12 protein-coding genes are annotated in these 17,663 nt (G+C 67.4%); all 12 read right to left on the reverse strand.

Annotation, left to right across the window (positions count from 1 at the left end; genetic code table 11):
- Positions 1–71: 71 nt before the first annotated feature.
- Genes BM193_RS10390 through BM193_RS10440 form a run of 12 tightly spaced genes read right to left on the reverse strand, consistent with a single transcriptional unit; the run spans position 72 to position 17,589 of the window.
- Positions 72–1,460: an ATP-binding protein gene (locus BM193_RS10390; RefSeq protein WP_254786036.1), complete on the reverse strand. Its 1,389-nt coding sequence runs from the start codon at positions 1,458–1,460 to the stop codon at positions 72–74.
- Positions 1,424–5,176, reverse strand: a complete 3,753-nt coding sequence (locus tag BM193_RS10395; protein ID WP_092797662.1) for a contractile injection system tape measure protein — start codon at positions 5,174–5,176, stop codon at positions 1,424–1,426. The genes BM193_RS10390 and BM193_RS10395 overlap by 37 nt, the downstream gene beginning before the upstream one ends.
- Complete coding sequence (locus BM193_RS10400) at positions 5,173–7,977, reverse strand: hypothetical protein (RefSeq protein ID WP_092797663.1); 2,805 nt, start codon at positions 7,975–7,977, stop codon at positions 5,173–5,175. Before BM193_RS10400 ends, BM193_RS10395 begins: the two co-directional genes overlap by 4 nt.
- Positions 7,968–11,603: a baseplate J/gp47 family protein gene (locus BM193_RS10405; RefSeq protein ID WP_139176113.1), complete on the reverse strand. Its 3,636-nt coding sequence runs from the start codon at positions 11,601–11,603 to the stop codon at positions 7,968–7,970. The genes BM193_RS10400 and BM193_RS10405 overlap by 10 nt, the downstream gene beginning before the upstream one ends.
- 1 nt (position 11,604) lies before the next feature.
- A complete protein-coding gene (locus BM193_RS10410; protein ID WP_092797665.1) occupies positions 11,605–12,039 on the reverse strand; it encodes a GPW/gp25 family protein in 435 nt (144 codons plus the stop codon).
- Between the two features lies 1 nt (position 12,040).
- Positions 12,041–12,304, reverse strand: a complete 264-nt coding sequence (locus tag BM193_RS10415; protein WP_254786092.1) for a PAAR domain-containing protein — start codon at positions 12,302–12,304, stop codon at positions 12,041–12,043.
- A gap of 40 nt (positions 12,305–12,344) precedes the next feature.
- Entirely contained in the window at positions 12,345–14,141 is a 1,797-nt protein-coding gene (vgrG, locus tag BM193_RS10420) for a type VI secretion system tip protein VgrG (protein ID WP_092797667.1), read from the reverse strand.
- Positions 14,138–14,800, reverse strand: coding sequence for a CIS tube protein (locus tag BM193_RS10425; protein WP_092797668.1), 663 nt, complete (start codon positions 14,798–14,800; stop codon positions 14,138–14,140). Before BM193_RS10425 ends, vgrG begins: the two co-directional genes overlap by 4 nt.
- A 12-nt stretch (positions 14,801–14,812) precedes the next feature.
- Positions 14,813–14,974 (reverse strand): DUF5908 family protein, encoded by a 162-nt coding sequence (locus BM193_RS28745; RefSeq protein ID WP_175533232.1) that lies wholly within the window; start codon positions 14,972–14,974, stop codon positions 14,813–14,815.
- Positions 14,975–15,008: 34 nt separating this feature from the next.
- A complete protein-coding gene (locus tag BM193_RS10430) occupies positions 15,009–15,503 on the reverse strand; it encodes a phage tail protein (protein WP_092797669.1) in 495 nt (164 codons plus the stop codon).
- A gap of 8 nt (positions 15,504–15,511) precedes the next feature.
- Complete coding sequence (locus BM193_RS10435) at positions 15,512–15,964, reverse strand: phage tail protein (protein ID WP_092797670.1); 453 nt, start codon at positions 15,962–15,964, stop codon at positions 15,512–15,514.
- A 41-nt stretch (positions 15,965–16,005) separates the two neighbouring features.
- The gene (locus tag BM193_RS10440; protein ID WP_092797671.1) at positions 16,006–17,589 is read right to left on the reverse strand and encodes a phage tail sheath family protein; all 1,584 of its coding nucleotides are present in this window, start codon (positions 17,587–17,589) and stop codon (positions 16,006–16,008) included.
- Between the last annotated feature and the right edge of the window lie 74 nt (positions 17,590–17,663).

Here is a 17,663-nt window from a genome sequence, read left to right on the forward strand (position 1 = left end):
CATACATGGTTGGGTCCAGCGACGCTGGACTGCGACTTGCTCCTGCCTGCTGCCAGTACTGCGATTGCTGCCTACATCATCTTGCCCTCCTTGCGTAGCTCGCGGCGGATGCCCTGGCGCAGGTCGGCCAGGCTGACGCAGCTGGCGCCGCCGCGCAAGGCCATCAGCGCGGCATAGCGCACCACGTTGCTGACGGCCGCGCCGCTGATTTCATACTCGGCGGCCAGCAGTTGCAAATCGATTCCCGGCCCCAGCCGTCCCGCCTGCACGAAAGCCTTGCTCCACAGGCTGAAACGCTCTTCGACGTCCGGCATGGGGAAATAGATCATCGACTGGAAGCGGCGCGCGAACGCATCGTCGATATTGCCCTTCAAGTTGCTGGCCAGTATCACCACGCCGGGGAATTCCTCCAGCCGTTGCAGCAGGAACGCCACTTCCTGATTCGCATAGCGGTCATTGGCGCTGCTGGTCTGCGTGCGCTTGCCGAACAGCGCATCGGCCTCGTCAAAGAACAGTATCCAGTTGCGGCGCTCGGCCTGGTCAAAGACCCCGGCCAGGTTCTTCTCCGTCTCGCCGATGTACTTGGAGACCACCAGCGACAGGTCGATGCGGTAGACATCGAGTCCGCATTCCTTGCCCAGCAGTGTCGCCGTCAGGGTCTTGCCCGTGCCGGGCGGGCCGTAGAACAGGCTGCGAAAGCCGGGCCGGACATGGCGGCCCAGCTGCCAGCCATGCAGCAGCGTGTCGCGGTGGGCGATCCAGGCCTTGATTTCCTCGACTTCCTCCATCACCGGATCGCTGAGCACCAGGTCTTGCCACTCCAGCACCGTTGCCAGTGGCCGGGCGGGGAAACTGGCCGAAAAATCGGGGCGGTAGTCGCTGCCGCGCGTGAGCCGGCCCAGCTGTTGCGGATGGATGGCCAGTGCGCTGGCAAACAATCCCTGCTGGCTGGCCCCCGTATCGAGGTCGAGCAGCTGCTCCTTGCGCAGCGCATGGGCTGGCTGGAACAGGTCCACCAGATCCAGGCGCCGCGCCAGGTTGTCGCCGCACAGCACGAAGGCGGCCGTTTCGATGGTGGGCATGAAGCCGCCGTGGCTGGCGGCCAGGCCGCCGAATTCCGTGAAGCCGCGCTCGTAGTGCACATTTTTCATCAGGAAATGATCGAGCAGCTGGGGCCGCAGGTGCGGCGCCAGGGCCAGCATCAGGATGATGCGCTCCTCGAAGCCGAAAGCATGTTCGCGCAGCACCGCCGCATATGGACCGTCGGCGCCGGCGAGGTCGGGCGGCGTCAGCGCGCGCACGTCCCCCAGACCCTCGTCCTGGCCGAAATACAGCTTGATGCTGGCCTCGATCACGGCTGCCGTCCAGGCCAGTTCGCGTTCGAGCGTGGCCGCATGGTGAAAAAACTGGCTCTGCGGCGCATTCATCGCCAGTGCACCGTCAAAAGCGTGTTCATCCACGACAGGCGTATCGTCCCCAGCGCCCATGGCAGGCTGGACATCAGCACGTCGAACGATGCGCGCGGCACGGTCAGGCTCCATTGCTGCTCACCCTGCTCCAGGCTGCCGCCGCGGCACAGGAAGGTCGAGCGCACGCCATCGGCATCGGTATTGGCAAGTGCGCGCCAGGCTTGCGACAAGGCGCCAAAGAGTTGCACCGAGGCGGCGCGCTCGGCCTCGGTCAGCGGGCCGCCGCTGTCGACGGGCGCGCCCGGCTCTATGCCGCACAGTAATTTATTCAGCAACAATGCGGGTTCGTCGGCCGGCAGCTGGCCATGGCACAGGTAGTGCAGGAGTTCGGCCGCGCGCAGCCGCGCCGCCTGGTGGACGAAAGCCCCTTCCCGCTGCAGGCCCAGCAAGCTGAAGTAATGGTCGAAGAAGGGCCACAGGAGTACCAGTCCTGCATTGTCAACGTGGTAGCGTTCCCCCTCGGGCAAGGCGGCAGTGGCGAGTGCCGGCGGGGCCTGCGGCGCGACATGCGCCGCAGGCGTGCGTTCGGCCTGGCGCCGCCGCCGCGCCTGCTCGCGGCGCGCCCGCGCGAGCAGCAGCAGCGCCGGCTCGCCTGGCGCCAGCTGCCGGCGCAGCGCCGCGATCATGCCCTGCGACAGGCTGCGGTCGGTCTGGACGGCAGCGAGCACACTGGCGACAAAGTGTTGCGGCGTCGGGCCGGCCGGCCCGTGCCGATGGCAGAGCGACAGCAGGATGACAACAAAACGCGCCTCCCAGTCGCCCTCGCCGGCCACCGTGCCGGCCGCGCGCGCCAGCGCCGCGAGCCACCAGGCGCAATGCGGCGCGGCACGGCCAAGCAGCAATTGCAGCATCCGGGCACGCAGGGCGGCGGGCAGGCAGCGGGCCAGGCGCTGCCGTTCCAGCTGGCGCCCGCTCGCCGCCAGCAGCATGGCGCGCGCTGCGCCGGCCTCGGTCGCCAACGCCCGGTCGATGGCTTGCCACAGCTGGCTCTCAAGCACGCCCGCGTGCAGCGCCAGCACGCCATTGCTGCCGTATTGCAGCCAGGCCGCCAGCAAGGCCAGGTCCGCCGACATGCCGGAAGGTGGCGCCAGCCGTGGGCTGGCCGGCAAGGCATCGAGGCGCGCGCCCGCCGCCGCCAGCAAGTCCAGCAAGACCGCATAGCGCCCATGCATGGCCACCCTGGATGCGGCGATCGCCAGCAGGTGCGCATCGAGCGTGGCGCGCGCCAGGCCCAGGCGCGGCGCCAGCTGCGCGCCGGCGGCGGCGATGAACTGGGCGGCGGACAATGCTCCGCGCTGGCGCAGCAACACCTGCAACAGCGCGCGCCACGCCAGCGCGGGCAGGCCGGTTTGCTGGCGGGACGACAGGCGCAGCGCGCCGGACAAACCCAGCACGCACAGGCGCCAGCTCGCCGCCAGGCCCGCGATGCCGGGCGCCAGCGCTTCGGCCAGCTGGGTCAGGCGAGCGGCGGACACATAGCGGATCAGGCGTTCGAGCATGGCGGCCGCCTGTGGGCTGGCACGCAAGGCGCTCGCCAGTTCCGCGCCATCGATTCGCTCGAGGCCGTCGTTCAGCACGTCGCGGCCGCCGGCGCGCGGCGCGGCGCCTGGCAGGACTTGGCCGTGGCGCAGGAATTGCCAGCAGGCATCGCCGGCGGCACCAGCGCCCGCCGACGCCAGCGCCTGCGGCGCGGCGCGCGGGGCCGCTTCGCCTTTCAGCGCCAGCAGGATGGCTGGCAAGCTGGTTTGCGCCGGCACGGCGGCGCCGCCCGCCTCGGCGACCAGGCCCCTCAACAGGCTGGCATAGGCGATGCCATGACGCGCGGCAAGCTGGTGCAGCAGTTGCTTGATATAGCTGCGGTTATTGAAATAGGAGCCGCGCGCCAGCTGGAAACTGCGCAGCACGAATTCGCGTGCCGCGCGCCGGAATGCGGGCGGCCGCGTCTCTTGCGCACGGACGGGCAAGGCGGCACTGTCACGCCGCAGTTCATCGCCAAGGTCCACCAGGATGCCGGCCAGCGCATCGCGCTGCAGCAGCATCTGCTCGATACCTTCGCCCTGCGCACTGAGCGCGGCGACAAGGCCGGCCGTGTCGTGGCCACGCCGGGCCCGTTCCTGCAGCGCTTCGGCGAGCAGCCGGCGCAGCCCTGCCGTCCCCTTGCGCGCAGCGAGCATGTGGCGCAGCAAGGCGTTGCGCAGCGTCCTGTCGAGCGCCGCCGGCTGCGGCGGCGCCTGCCGCGCGCCTGCCGGCGCCAGTTCCTGCTGCAGCGACAGCAGGATGGCAGGCAAGCCATGCTTGCGCGCCAGCCGCATGTGCGGCGCCAGGCCCGCGCCGATCAGCGTTGCCAGCAAGACTTGATAGCTGTGGTTATAGTGGGCCGCCAGCTGCACCAGCAGGCTGCGCACGAAGCTGCGCGTGTTGAACCAGGAGCCGCGTTCCTGCAGCAGCGCGGCAAAGACAAACTCCCACAGGCGCTGGCCAAAGTGCTGCAAGCCGTCGTCGACCACGTGGCGCTGCTGCTGGACATCGACGATGCCCTGCACGGTACGGCCGATCCAGGCGCCGTGCACGGGTTCGAGCGCCTGCACCAGCGCATGCCGCTGCAGCTCGCCAAGCTGGCAAGCCAGGCGGCGGCGCACGGCGTGCTGCGCGCCGAGCCGGCGCAGCAATGCCAGCAGCTGGTCCTGGTCCTGCTCCAGCGCCTGCTGCATCAGCGCATCGAGTCCCTGCGCGGCGCCTGGCCCCAGCCGCACGGGCATGGCGCCGTATTGCAGCAGGCTGGCGATGCAGTCGAGCCGGCGCTGGTGCGGCGGCAGCGCATGCGCGGGCGCGGGCGGCGGCGTGGCGGCGCCCTGGGCCGATGCCAGGTCGAGCAGCATGGCCTGCAGACCATCGCGCTGCAGCAGCGGCAGTTGCTGGTAAGCGAGGCATGCCGTCATTTGCGCCAGCAGCGTGGCGTAGTCGACCCGGTAGCGGCGCGCGATCTGCCGCACCGTGTGCCCGACCAGCGCCCGGGTATTGAAGTAGGAGCCGCGCTCCAGGAGCAGATAGGCAAGCACGAATTCCCACACGATGGCGGCGAAGCCACGGCGATTTTCCGGTACCAGCGGTTTTTCCTGGTGCAGTGCGCAGATATCGGCCACGTAGGCGGCGATCAGGGGCGCCTCGCCCGGCTCCAGCACCATCAGCACGGTTTCAAGCAGGCGTGGCGCCAGTTGCTGCGCCAGACGCTGGCGCACGCTCTGGCGCTTGCCTTCGCTGCGCAGCAGCCGGGCCAGCTGCCCCGGCCAGGCGCCGCGCAACTGCGCCAGCACCAGGTGCGCGTCCGGCAGCGGCGCGCCGGCGATGAATTGGCAAAATGCCTGCCAGGCTGCGCCATGCGCCTCGCCCGGCGGCAGCCGAGGCGGCGGCAGCGGCGCCGCGCATGGCAGCAGGTGTGCCAGCTGCGCGCGCAGGCAGCGCTCGATCCCCTGCTCCAGCAGGCGTTCCAGCAGCGCTTCCGGCAATTCACCGAGATCCAGTTCGACCCGTTCGAGCACCAGCAGCGCTTCGCCCTGCGCGTGCTCCTGCAGCAGGCGCGCCAGCAGCGAGGACAAGCGCTGGCGGCCGAAGACGCTGACGCGCTCCAGCACCGCCCTGCCCTGCGTCATGGCCTCGACGTCAAGCTCGAAGCGGATCTGGCCGATGTGGCAAGGCGTACTGTTCATGGCGCGTCCGTCATGCGGTACAGTGAATTGGCGAGCGCCAGCGCGGCGGCGGGAACGCCATTGCCCGCCGTGAGCGCATGCGTCCATGCGGCGTGCAGATCCTGAATGGCCGTCATTTGCTGCTGGCAAGGCCAGATCAGTTCCACCGCCAGATGCGCCGGGCAGTTCCGCATCACGATCCCCGGCGCCAGCGCGCGAAACGCCGGCAGCTGAAAACGCGGGACGCCCGCCGGAAAAAGCATGCTCAGCCGGGCCGAATAAAAGCTCGCATCGGGACCTCCGGACAAATCGTTGCGCAGCAGGACATGGTCGATCAGCATGGGTTGGGCAGCCAGCACCGTTGCTTCCGGGCCGTGCAGATCGGGTATGCCAAGAAGCAGGCGCAAGCGCAGGTTCAGGTCCGCCAGCTGCTTGCTGGTGACACAAGGCGGCGCCTGGCCACCCAGGTCATGCCTGCCGCGCGCGCTGGCCAGGTGGCGCAGGAAGACCAGTTTGCACTCGATGAGTTGCCGCTCAAACCCCGCATCGGCGCTATCCGGCGCGCCGGGTGGCGCGGTATGGCGCAGGGCCTCGTCGTCAAACCGTTCATTGAAGCGCGCCAGCAGATGGTCGAGCATGGCGCCGCGCCGCCGCAGCCATGCCGGCTCGGCCATGACGATGCCCTGCATGCCCTCCTGGTAGGAACGGATGCGGGGGTCTTGCGCGGGCGGCGGTGGCGGCGGCTGCATCACGAGCCGCTGCGCCTGCAGCGCCGGGTTGTCGCACAGGCTCCTGACGACATCGGCGGCCTTGACGGCACCGCCGGCAGCCAGTTCCCGCGTCCGATAGCGGGGGACGCCTTGCGCAAAAATGCCCTGCGCATCGGCCAGGGTCAGGTAGAAGCTGCCGTCGCCGCCGTGCGCCACATCGTAGGCGCCGGCATGCACGCCAAAGCGGAGCAGCTTGGGCAGCCAGGCCATCTGCTCGGCCGGCGTGAGGCCGCCCGCTTCCAGCAGCGGCGCCAGGTCGGCGTCGAGCAGCATGACGCTGGCCGTGCCGTAGCGGACGATCGCCAGCGCCTGTCCGCGCGCCGCATCGTCCTGCGCCAGGCGCGTCAGGTATGCCGCAAGGCGGCTGGCCTCCTCCTGCGCGGCCGCGGTGCTGGCCAGCCGGCGGCTGAAAAAAGCCAGCGGCGAGCGCACTGTGCCCAGCAGCAGCTGGATTTCGCCGTTTGGCAGACTGCGCAGGCTGTAGGCGGCCGGGTCGCCGCCCCGCTCCAGCATGCGTGCGGCGGCATCCGTGGCGGCGGCCATGCTCGTAAATTCCACGCTGCGCAGCAGCGCGTCGCCACCTGGCGGCGTGGCCAGATGCACGCTATAGCGGCTGCCATCGTCGCCAGCGCCGGCGGGCGACGTCACGCGCAGCAGTTCCAGCATGTCCGGCGGCCCTTCGGGCACGTCCAGCAGCGATTGCCAGAAATAGCCCTGTTCCAGCGAGGGATCGAACGACAGCAGGCGACAGGCATGGGCCAGCTGCGCGCCACAGTCGGCCAGCAGCTGCTCGAAAAACAGCAGGTAGGCCTTCAACTGGCGCGACTGGGCGATGCGCTCGTCGGCTTGCTGATGCGACAGCATCGATTGGGCCAGGCCCACCTGGACGCCGCCTTCGCCGATGCCGTAGGTCTGCGGAAAGTGACGCTGGATCGACACATAGCGGGCGACATCGCGCCGCTGGCCAGCCGGCAAGGTGGCATAGTCGTGCGCCAGGGGGCTGCCGGCCGCGCCGTCGCCGTGGCGCAAGCGGTCCAGGCGCCGCCGCAGCGCCGTGTCCAGCGCATCGCCATCGATGTCGATGGCCTGGCCCTGCCGCGTCAGCACGATGCCAGGCAAGCCGACAGGCGGCTCGAAGATCGATGGCGCCAGGCGCGGCACCTGCGCATCGTCAAACAGGATGCGCGCGCCGGGCGTGGCAAGGACGCCATCGACCTCGATGGACAGCGCGGCAAGCGCCAGCACGCCAGGCACGGCGCGCATGGCGCTGGCCACTTCGGCGTGCTCCAGGCCGCGCCGGCGCGCCGGCCATTGCGCGCCGTCGACCAGCATGCCGCCGTAGACCGGGCCGCAATAGATCTGTTCGGGGGGCACGCCGGCCGCCAGCTGCCGTTCCACGCTGCTGGTGGCGACAAATGGCACCAGCAGGTCCTGCAACTGGTAAAGCAGGTCGGCCAGCACCTCCTCGGCCACCAGGTCCGGCGCGATGTCGACGCGGGCGCTGACCTCGATGGAACAGGGCTGCAGCAAGACCACCTGGTGCAAGTCTTCCCCGACGTTGCGGTTGGCCGCGTATATGGCATGGCAGTGCCGGCGCAAGGAAACGTCGCCCGGCAGGCAGACATACGCCTCCACATACATCGTGTACAGGCCGTCGATGGCGTCGCGGCCGGCCTTCGGCAGCGCTTCCATCCACACAGTCTTGCCATTCGCCGGCAACTGCAGATACAGCAGGCGGCTGTAGTCGGCGGCGGTCAGCGGCCCCGCCGGCAGTATCCGGTCGCCCGTCAGCAAGGGATCGGCGGCGGTCGGCAGCGGCTGCTCGGCCAGCAGGTCGGGCATGGGGAAACGGCAGCGGTAGGCCAGGTCCGTCAAGGCATAGCACAGCTGTTCCAAGGTAGTGACGCCCGGGTCATGCGCATTGTAGTCGGTCCACAGCGCGCCGCCGAGCGCCTGGCAATGGCGTATCCCGGCGCCCAGCAAGGCGGCGAAATCGAGCGTCGCTTCCTGTGCCGGCACGCCCAGCACGTGGCCCTGGTGGTCTAGCAGCATGCGGCCTCCGCTGTCGCCTGCGTGATCACATGCGTGGCGGCGGGCACCAGCACGGACCAGGGAAGGCGCGGCCGCGCACTGTCCTGCGCGTGCAGGACCAGCGCCATCGATTGCGGCCCCGGCATGCGCTGCGCCACGCTCAAGCTGCGGATCGCGCGGACCCCGGCCTGGCCGAGCAGCAGCGCCGCGATGCCGCTCACGGGCACCGTGCCGCAGCCGATGGCAAGGTGCGGCGCGTGCTCGCGCTGCCATGGCGAGAGGAATTCCTGCAGCGCCTGGGTCAACTGCGCGATGCATTGCCGCACATCGGCATCGCTGGCGAAATCGATGGCGGCCGTCACTTCCAGCACCTCGTAGCAGACGTTGCGCACGTCGATTTTTCGCACGCATGCCGAAGCGAGCGATTGCACGTACAGGCCGATGCGCGACAGCTGCGTCGCCGCAAACGGCGCAGCCTGCTCCGGGCGGGCCTGGATCGGCGGCACCAGTACCAGCGCCAGTTCGCCGCTGCCCAGGCGCCCGCTGCCGAAGCTGTTGTTGGGCCCGATGCACTTGACTTGCCAGACGCCGGGAAACGCATCGAGCACCAGCTGCTCATAATCGCGCGGCACGCTGGCGCGCTGCTTGTGGCGCAGGCGTTCGCTGGCGCGCAGGCGGAAGGCCTCACGCTGCTCGGGCGCCTGGCCGCCGGTCGATGCATACGGCTGGCTGACCGCCCTGACCTGTGCGACGGCTGGGGACAGCGCCTTGATGCTGCCAGCGGCCAGCACGGCGCCGTCGGTCCCCTGCGGCGTCACGCGGCGTGCCCGCACGGCTTGCGGCAGGATGGCCACCGTCGCCGCCCAGTCAGCCGGGCTATCGCTGGTGCCCACGGCGATCCAGGCCAGCGGCGGCTTGCTCGATGCTCCCATCAGGCGGGCCCCGCCGCCCAGCAACGGTGGCAGCGACAGGCGCACGATGCCGGAAACGCCCGCGTCATAGTCGGGCGAGCTGACGCTGTCGGCCTCGAATTCGCGCCAGGCGTCGTCCGCCAGGTAGCGCCACGTCAGGCCCGGCCTGGCCGGCGCCGCGCCCCCCAGGCTGACGCAGCTTGCCGCCGGCGCGCGCATTTCGACATGCATGCTGAGCGCCTGCCCCGGCGCCGCGTTGAGCAGGCCGATATAGCAGTTGCCGTCATCGAGGGCGAGTGGGAACAGGCTCGTCTCGCGCGGCGCGGCCAGGCCGAACGGGTGGACATGATAGAACTGCGGCTGGGCGCCATCGAGTGTCAGCGTTTCCCTCGCGTGATAACTGAGACTGACGTTCTTGATGGTCGGCACGAATGGCATATTCAGCAACATCAGCGGCAACGCCGGTGCGGGCGTGGGCCCTGCCGCCGGGGCAGGCGGCGTGCCCTGCGGCATGGCGGCACCCTTGCCGAACAGGTGCAGCAGCCAGGCGATCACTGCCTTGACGAGGGCACCGGCGCGCTGGAGCCAGATGCCTATCCTGTGCCATAGCGCGGCCCAGCAGGCCTTGATGCGCCGCCACAGATTGTCCTGCCGCGCCTGCCGTTCGACCAGCAGCATGTTCTGGATCGCACACGCCGCGAACATCTGCGGGTACAGCGCCTGGCCAAAACCATAGTGCGGCGCGGCAAAGCTCACTTGCACGCTGCCTGGCGGGGCCGCCACCGGCCCCGCCACGGCGGCGTTCAGGGGCGTGCCGGCTGGCGCCGCCGCGGCCTGCGCGCCCCGTCCGCCCAGGTGCATGCTCCACACGCTGGCCGGCAGCACATTGCCATCAGTACAGGAAAACATCGCCCACGCGGCCGGCGCACCGTCGCCGACCAGCGGCGCTTGCCAGGCGCCGTCGCGGAACGTCGCCAGCGCCACCTGAAAACCGGCATTGTCGAAGGTGTACGGCTGGTAGCCGTCGTAATACTGGGGAAAGCCGTTGGGCGCGCCAGGCGGCTGCGGCACGGTATTCAGCAACGGCAAGTTCAGCCAGTCAATGTTGATATTGACCCAGTCCAGCTGCTTGCACCCCAGTTCGGGATGGTACAGCGTCCAGTTTGCCCCTGGCAAGGGCGCGTTGCCGAACGGCGCGAACGGTTTGCCCGGTGCCACCACGCCTGTCGGCGTACTCATCTGGAGTGTCGCCAGGCCCGTTACCTGCACCGCGACGTCGATGCCCGTCAGGCGCAGTTTTTCCAGTCCGCTGTAGCCGTAGCTGGCGGCGTGCGGGTTGAGCATCAGCTTGAGCATGGGCCAGTCGGTCGCCACGCCTGGCGCCAGCGCGCGGTTGGCCGCCAGCGCAGGGCAGTCTGCGCCGAGCGTGAAAGCCAGCTCCCAATCGGTGCCGGGCAGCAGCCGCGTCAAGGTAAACGCCGGCACCGCCAGCCAGCCCGAGGCGCTGCTCATGCTCAGCAAGAACGTCTCGGCAGGCAAAACCTGCGCCGCTGGCGCGCCGGTGCCGACGCTGGGCGGCGGCGGACAGAATGCCTGTTCGATGGCCTCCGCGCCGATGGCGAAGGACAGGCGCAGCGTGAGCGCGCGCACGCCCTCGGCCAGCTGCAGGCTGGGCGCGGTCAGCAGCATGCCGATCCCGGCCGTCAGCGCCTCCCTGGCGTCCGGCGGCGGGACGGCGCCAAAGGTGGGCCAGCCCGCCGCCGCCTCGGCCAGCGGCTGGCCCAGTCCATCCTGCGAGTTGGCCACCGGCGCGGCATACACGGCGGCGATGCTGCCATTGCCGGCATCGCGCTGGTACAGCACGGTACGGATGTCGCCGATGCTGATCTGGTTCAGCGCCACGGCGCAGTCGGTTGCATACAGCACCGGCTGGCCCTGGCTATCCTGGCCGGGACTGGCGATGGCGCGCGCCGGCAGCACATGGTCGCTGCAGTTCGCTGCCAGCGACACGATCAGGGTCAGTTCATCGGCCACGCCGGCCGCAGGCTTCAAGCGCAGGACCGTGTCGTAATAATAGTCCAGATGGCGTCCCGTGAATGCGTTCAGGTCGCTCTGCACGCCGGCGTACAGGCGCAGGAAAGCCAGGTACAGCGCCGTGTGCGCGGGATGGTCGTCGCGCTGGCAGGCGCGTTCCAGCGCCAGCATGGCCTGCGCGCGCAAACGCCGGCCCGCATCGTTCAGGCTGGCGGCAAGCGCCCCCAGGCTGTCGCCGTCCGGCGCCGCAGCCTGGGCGTCGGCCTGCAGCACGGCGTTCAGCCTGGCCTGATGCGTATCGAGCATGGCCGCCGCCGTTCCCAGCAAAGGATTGCCGCTCTGTACCAGGAAACGCGCATCGGCAAGCCGCGCCCCCTCGTACCAGTCACGCAGACGCCCCAGCATGGCATGGATGGCCAGCAGCTTGTCGGCAGGCTCCGCCCGTGGTGGCAGCGGCTGGTCCGGCCAGCAGGCCGCCTGCGCCAGGCGAAAGGTGACATCGCTGTCCCAGAAGGCCTGCCAGTCGGTTGGCGCGACGCCGTGCGCGTCAAAATAGTTCAGCAGGCGCGCATAGGCGAGCGCCTGCTGCATGAGCTGTGCCGGCGTGCGCGCATCGATCGGCGCCGTCGACGGCGCCAGCGCAGGCAAGGACCGGCTGCCCCGGCTCAAGCCATTGTCCATGTCGCCCGCATGTCCTGGCATGCTAGCCGATCTGGCGCACATTGGTGCCCTCCCCCTGCAGGTAGAACGGAAAGACCATATTGCTGCGGGTATTGGTTTGGCGAATCACGTACGTCAGCGTGATCGTCAGCAAACCCGTCAGCGGCGAGCTCAGTGCCACGTCGATTTCGAGCAGCGTGATGCGCGGCTCGAAATACAGGATGGCGTTGCCCATCTGTTTGCGGATACGGGCAAACAGGGCCGGTTCGGCGCTGTCGAACTGATACTGCCGCAGGTTGCAGCCGTAGGCGGGCAGCATGCTGCGTTCGTTCTGCGCGGTGGTAAACAGCACCCGCAGGCTTTGCTGGATGTCCGTGTCGCCGGCGACCAGCTCGACGCAGCCCGTCGCCAGGTTGAAGGCGGGCGGGAAGCTCCAGCCGCGTCCCAGGAATCCCTGCTTGAGCACGCTGTTCGCCATCTCAGCCGCCGATCATGACGGTCATGCAGCCGAGCACGATACTGCCGCCATGGACGGTGCTGTCGCCCATGCGCGCCGCCGGCCGGCCGCCGATCTGCACCGTGCTCGATCCCTTGGCGATGGCGTCCGGCGGCCCCACGCAGACCAGCATGTCGCCCACCGCCGCCGCAGGCAGCTTGCCGATCAGCACCGTCGGCACGCACACGCCGATGACCGGGCCGCCGACATGCGGCACCGGACCGGTGGCCAGCGGACACTGATGCATATCGGTCAAGCGGGCGGCGAAGGGCATGCTTGTCTCCTGGTTAATTAATCATGACCATCAGGCCCTGCACGGTCAATTCGCCGCTCGAAGCGAGCTTGCCGCTCAGATTGCCCTGCAGCGACAGGGCGGCCGAAGCGCTGGCACTGATATTCGGTGCGCTGGACGTCACCTCGGTGCTGCCCGTCAGCTGGACCGCGCCCGCATTGGCATTCAGGGAGATATTGCCGTTGGCGTTCAGCGTCATGTCGGCGCAGCTGCTCAGCGTCATGCCGCCGCTGCCCATGGCCAGCTTGTTGCCGTTGGAATCGACCAGCGTGACACTGGCGGCGTCGTCGCTCATGGTCAGCGTATGGCCGCCCGGCGTGCTGACGACAATGATCTTCTTGACATCGTCCATGGTCAGCTTGAGCTGGCTCTTGGTGACGATCACCTTGTAGGTATTCGGCGCATCGGGGGCATATGCCGGCGCCCGCGCGCTGCTGTACAAGCTGCCCAATATGACGGGCGAACGGGGATCGTTGTTGATAAAACTGAGGATGACCTCGTCGCCGGCTTCCGGCATGAACAGGATGCCGGCGCCGCTGCCCGCATACGGACTGCCCAGGCGCGCCCAGATGCCTTCGCCGCTGCTGGCGATCATCGGCACCTCGACCAGCACGCGGTTTTGCCCGGCGGGATCGCTGTCGGTCTGCTTGACCGTGCCGATCAGCAAGCCGCCGGCTGCCGGCACCAGGCCCGAGGCCGGCGCCGCCTCGACGTCGGCCGCCTCGCTGGCGAACCATTGCGGCGACAGGCCAAAGCCCACCTCCGTCATCCAGTTGCCGTTCTCGATGGTATGCACCACGCTGCTGGCGTAGGCCGCGCCGTTGAAGCGGTCGCCGACGCCCGCCAGTTGAATCATGCCACCAGGAATGATGCCGCCATTGCCGCGGAACGTCACCTTGCCGCGCACCCTGGACAGGCGCGACTTGAGCAATTGCGCGCTGGCCCAGTTACTCAGCTCGTCGGCGGTGGCCGGCGCATTCGACTGCAGCTCGAATGCCGGCAGGCCGAGCACGGCGGCCAGCGTCGCGCCGCTCAGGTTGCCCTGCGCGTTGACGGCCGGCTCGCTCGACTGGCCGGCCACCGTCGCTTGCGAGGCGCAGTCCCACGACGTGGCCGTGACCGAGCTCAGTTGCAGGCTGGCGTCGATCTCGGCCGTCACTTCATTGAGCGCGTTGCCATACTCGATCAGCAAGGTGGGCGTCCCGTCGACCTTGGGCGGCGCGATATTCACGCAGCCATCGGCAACGAGCACGAGCATGCCGTTGACTTCGGCGCGGGCGACGAGGAAATCCCAGTCCGTCGCGTAATAACGCACCATGTTCATGCTGGCGGCCGGCGTGGCGCTCACCTGCGCCGTCAGGCCGGCGGCGCCGATGATCTGGCTGAAGATCGCGCTGTCCGTGGTCCCCACGTAGGCGCTCTTGCGGCCGATGGTCAGGCCCAGCGCCTTGTCGAAGCAGGTCAGCACCAGGTAGGACTTGTGGTTGCTGCGCACCTGGATCGCATGGCGCACGACGATGCCCGAAAACAGCGTGCTTTCAGTGCCGTTGTGGTAGCCGGCCTTGATCACGATGGTGGTACCGGGCAGCAAGGTGGACGAGGAGCTGATGGCGAACGCCTCGCCCGACGCATCGCCGTCATACAGCACGATCCTGGCGCTGGGGATACGGTTGACCTGCCGCTGGGTCCGGATCTGCTGCACTTCGAATGTGTCGGGCAAGGCGCTGCCGTTGGCCAGCACCGTCATGGTGACGAGGTCGGTATTTGCGGCGATGGGCGAGACGGGGCTCATGTGCTGGCCAGCGGCGGAAAATACAGGGTGCTGCCAGGCACCAGCTGGCGAAAATTCGACAGCCGGTTGTACTGCGCCACGCCCAGGTAGTATCGGCTGCTGCCATAAATGTCGTTGCACATGGCCGGCAGCGTGTCACCGCTGTGCACCACGCGCGCATGCGTCATGTCCGGCGAACTCTTGTTGGCACGCTGGGCGATTTCCTGGGGCGACAGATACTCTTCGAAGCCGGCGCTGAGCTTGGCGCGCACGGGCGTGCCATCGGTCTGGAACAGCGTGTAATCGATGTCCAGGCTGGTCAGGCGGCAATTGAAGGTGACGCCATTGCCCCACACCAGTTCAAGATAATTCGGTGCGTGGATCTGGCCGTTGTAGTCGTAGGCGATCCCCTTGAGCTTGCTGATTTCCGCCGCCACGCTGGCGATCGCCGTTTCCATCACGCCCGTGGCGTCCAGGTAGAAGTCGAAGGACACCTTCTGCGGGTCGGAAACGTAGAACTTGGTCGTCACGCCGGCGGTATCGGTCGAATCGTTATCCGTGTACTGGGTACTGTGGGTCTGCCGGTACGATTCCGGGTTGATCTGCAAGGCATACTCTCCCAGCTGGTCCGAAAAGCCGGGATCCGCATAGGCGATGATGGTGAGCTTCTTGAGCGTCATGCCGTTGTCCCGCTAGCGCCGGTCGGCGTCGGCCAGCTGCTCCAGCACGCGCTCGACGCATTCCCGTATCAATTGCTGGCGCAGCTGGGCCAGTGCGGCCGCCGGCAGCGCCACCTGCTCCTGTGCGGGCTTGACGCTGGCCTTGATGACCAGTTCGCGGATTTCAATCGGCATCGCTATGCACTCCCTTGCATTCCCATGTGTTCCCTTAAGCGGCCGGCACCACGGCTGGCTTGCCTGGCACCTTGACGAAATAGCGATACGCCAGTTCCATGGTCTCGATCGCCAGCTCGTTTTTTTCCGCGCCCAAGTCGGCCACGCTCCACTTGACTGGCCAGGCGCCGACAAAATTCCACGACAACAACGGATTGGCCTGCGCATCGAGCAGTGACAGCAGCACCGTGGTCGGCGTGATGACGGTATCGAAGTTCGACTCCATCACGCCCTTGCACCAGCTGCCGAAGCCGGACGTGGGCAGCAGCACGCCGCGCTTGAGGACCAGGTTGCCATACTTGGCCCGCTCGGGAAGACGGTGGCTGTAGCGGTTCTCGCCACCTTCCTTGATTTCGAGCATGTCGCGTTCGGCCTGCAAGCCCTGCACTTCCTGGAAGCTGGTATCGCCGCTGGTGCCCTGGTCCACGATATCGACCGTGAAATAGAAGCTCGCCGGCGGATAACCGGCATGGACGGCGCCGGCGCTCATGCGGCGCCTCAGGCGTTGGCGATGGTGAGGCCCTCGTGGGCCACTTCGATGGTCTCCACCGCCACCTCGTTGCCATCCGACTTGAGGTCGGTGCCCGTGATCTTGGTGGGCCAGGCATTGGCCAGCGTCCAGATCATCGTCGCCTTGCCCGTCTGGTCCAGCAGTGAAATCGTCAGCGGCGTGCGCGGCACGGTATTCATCAGTATGGTGTCGAACCAGGCCCAGAAGCGGTTGTCGTGCACGAAGACGCCCTTCTTGAAGGTGACGTTGCCGAATTTGCGCAAGCCCGGCATCTTGACGGTTGACCAGGCTGGCGAATCGCCGGCGCGGTACTCGATGATCTGCGCTTCGATATCGAGTCCGCTCACCTCCTGGAACGACACGGTCTGTCCATTCATGTTCACGGAAAACTGAAACTTCGGCAACGGCCAAATTGTCGGATCTTGGGTTCCACCAGCCATGTCGTTCTCTCCTTACAGCGCGGTTGTCGGGGAAAAATCAATCAGGATGTCTGCATCTGCTGCTGGAAGGTCAGCACGATGAATTCAGCCGGGCGCACCACCGCCACTTCCACCTGGACCCGCAGATAGCCCTGCAGGATGTCTTCGCCTGTCATGGTGCTGCCCAGGCCCACCGCCACGGAATACGCGTCGGACGGCTTGGCGCCCACCAGCGCGCCGGCCTTCCATTGGGCATTGAGGAAATTGCTGATGGTGCTGTTGATGGCCACCCAGGTCAGGTTCTCGTTCGGCTGGAACACGTAGGCCTGCATGGCCGCCTTGATCGACTGTTCCAGCATGATCATGGTGCGGCGCACATTGATGTAGCGCCAGTCATCGCTGTTGCCAGCCATGGTGCGCGCGCCCCAGATCAGCAGGCCCGCGTTGGGAAAGGAACGGATGGCGTTGACGGCCATGCCGTTGAGGGGCATGTTCAGGTTTTCCTGGTCCGCGTCCGAGATATCCACCGCGGGCGAGATGGCCGAAATGATCGTCGTGTTGGCCGGCGCCTGCGACACGCCGAAGGTATTGTCGTTGCGCGTGTAGACGCCCGCCATGCCGCCGCTCGGCGGCAGCAGGTTGACACTGATGCCGATATCGGCGATCACCTGCCGGTACAGCGGCGAGACGGTATACACGGTGCGATGCACATTGTTGACGCCCACCAGGCCGGTGGGATCGCTGGGCGGATTCTGCACCACGGGCAAGACCATCAGTTTCAGCTGCTGCTGATAGGCTTGCAGCTTGATGATACCGCTCGGGGTGGTCGGGAACAGGCCGGGCGCCTCGTTTCCCAGGTCCGTCACGAGGGCCGCCAGCGTGTCGGCGCTGAACCATGTGTAGTCGATATTGTTCGTCGCGACGATGTTGGTATTTACCCAGGGGAAGTAAGCGATGCCATATTTGTTGAAGGCTTCGCCCAGGCTGCCGATCGGATAAAATCCCGTGCCGTCACCGCTGCCGGCAATCGGATCGCTCGGCGTGCCGTTGGCCGCCACGTAGCCGCCCCAGATGTCAAAGATCGCCACGCGGCTTTGCATCAGCGCGCAATGCGTCAGCGCTTGCTGCGACACGGTGATCCAGTCCGCCTGGGGCAGCAGCATGGCGTCCGGCAGGATGACCATGGTGGGCTCGCTGTAGCGCTCCAATGCCGTCCAGGCCGCGCTGTAGTCATCGATGCTGGCAGGCGCCGCGATCTTTTGCTGGTAGGTGCCGATCGACAGGATGTAGCAGTTGCCGCCGCCATTATTAAAAAACATCATCAGGCTGTAGAACAGGTTGAAACGCGGCCCGGCCGGATCGGTCTGGTATGGCGGCGTCGCCGTGGACGCCTTGGCGTAGCTGTAGACGGGTTTCGGCGCACCGTTGTTGAAACCGCTGGCGCTGCTGCCAAAGTAGGTCAGGAAATCGGCCATGGAAGCGATCGGCATGCCCACGTTGGTCAGGTCCTGATTGCCATTTTTGGCGATCTCGGTGTAACCGACGAAGACGGGAATCGCTGTCGGCACCTGCACGACCGAACTGGAGAAGCCATCTTCCTCCACCACATACACGCCTGGTGTCTGGTATTGCGTTTGAGCTGCCATGTGCACCCTCTCGCTACTTCGAAGCAATCGTTACGTAAGCCGTGCCGGCAAATGCCTGCTGCGCGCAGCAGGCG

This window comes from Janthinobacterium sp. 344, assembly GCF_900112025.1.
Taxonomy (GTDB): Bacteria; Pseudomonadota; Gammaproteobacteria; order Burkholderiales; family Burkholderiaceae_D; genus Janthinobacterium.

What these genes read in the sequence shown, in the direction of transcription:
- BM193_RS10395 (WP_092797662.1), bottom strand. Translation starts at nt 5,176, where the DNA reads ATGAACAGTACGCCTTGCCACATCGGCCAGATCCGCTTCGAGCTTGAC.
- BM193_RS10400 (WP_092797663.1), bottom strand. Translation starts at nt 7,977, where the DNA reads ATGCTGCTAGACCACCAGGGCCACGTGCTGGGCGTGCCGGCACAGGAA.
- BM193_RS10405 (WP_139176113.1), bottom strand. Translation starts at nt 11,603, where the DNA reads ATGCCAGGACATGCGGGCGACATGGACAATGGCTTGAGCCGGGGCAGC.
- BM193_RS10410 (WP_092797665.1), bottom strand. Translation starts at nt 12,039, where the DNA reads ATGGCGAACAGCGTGCTCAAGCAGGGATTCCTGGGACGCGGCTGGAGC.
- BM193_RS10415 (WP_254786092.1), bottom strand. Translation starts at nt 12,304, where the DNA reads ATGCATCAGTGTCCGCTGGCCACCGGTCCGGTGCCGCATGTCGGCGGC.
- vgrG (WP_092797667.1), bottom strand. Translation starts at nt 14,141, where the DNA reads ATGAGCCCCGTCTCGCCCATCGCCGCAAATACCGACCTCGTCACCATG.
- BM193_RS10425 (WP_092797668.1), bottom strand. Translation starts at nt 14,800, where the DNA reads ATGACGCTCAAGAAGCTCACCATCATCGCCTATGCGGATCCCGGCTTT.
- BM193_RS28745 (WP_175533232.1), bottom strand. Translation starts at nt 14,974, where the DNA reads ATGCCGATTGAAATCCGCGAACTGGTCATCAAGGCCAGCGTCAAGCCC.
- BM193_RS10430 (WP_092797669.1), bottom strand. Translation starts at nt 15,503, where the DNA reads ATGAGCGCCGGCGCCGTCCATGCCGGTTATCCGCCGGCGAGCTTCTAT.
- BM193_RS10435 (WP_092797670.1), bottom strand. Translation starts at nt 15,964, where the DNA reads ATGGCTGGTGGAACCCAAGATCCGACAATTTGGCCGTTGCCGAAGTTT.
- BM193_RS10440 (WP_092797671.1), bottom strand. Translation starts at nt 17,589, where the DNA reads ATGGCAGCTCAAACGCAATACCAGACACCAGGCGTGTATGTGGTGGAG.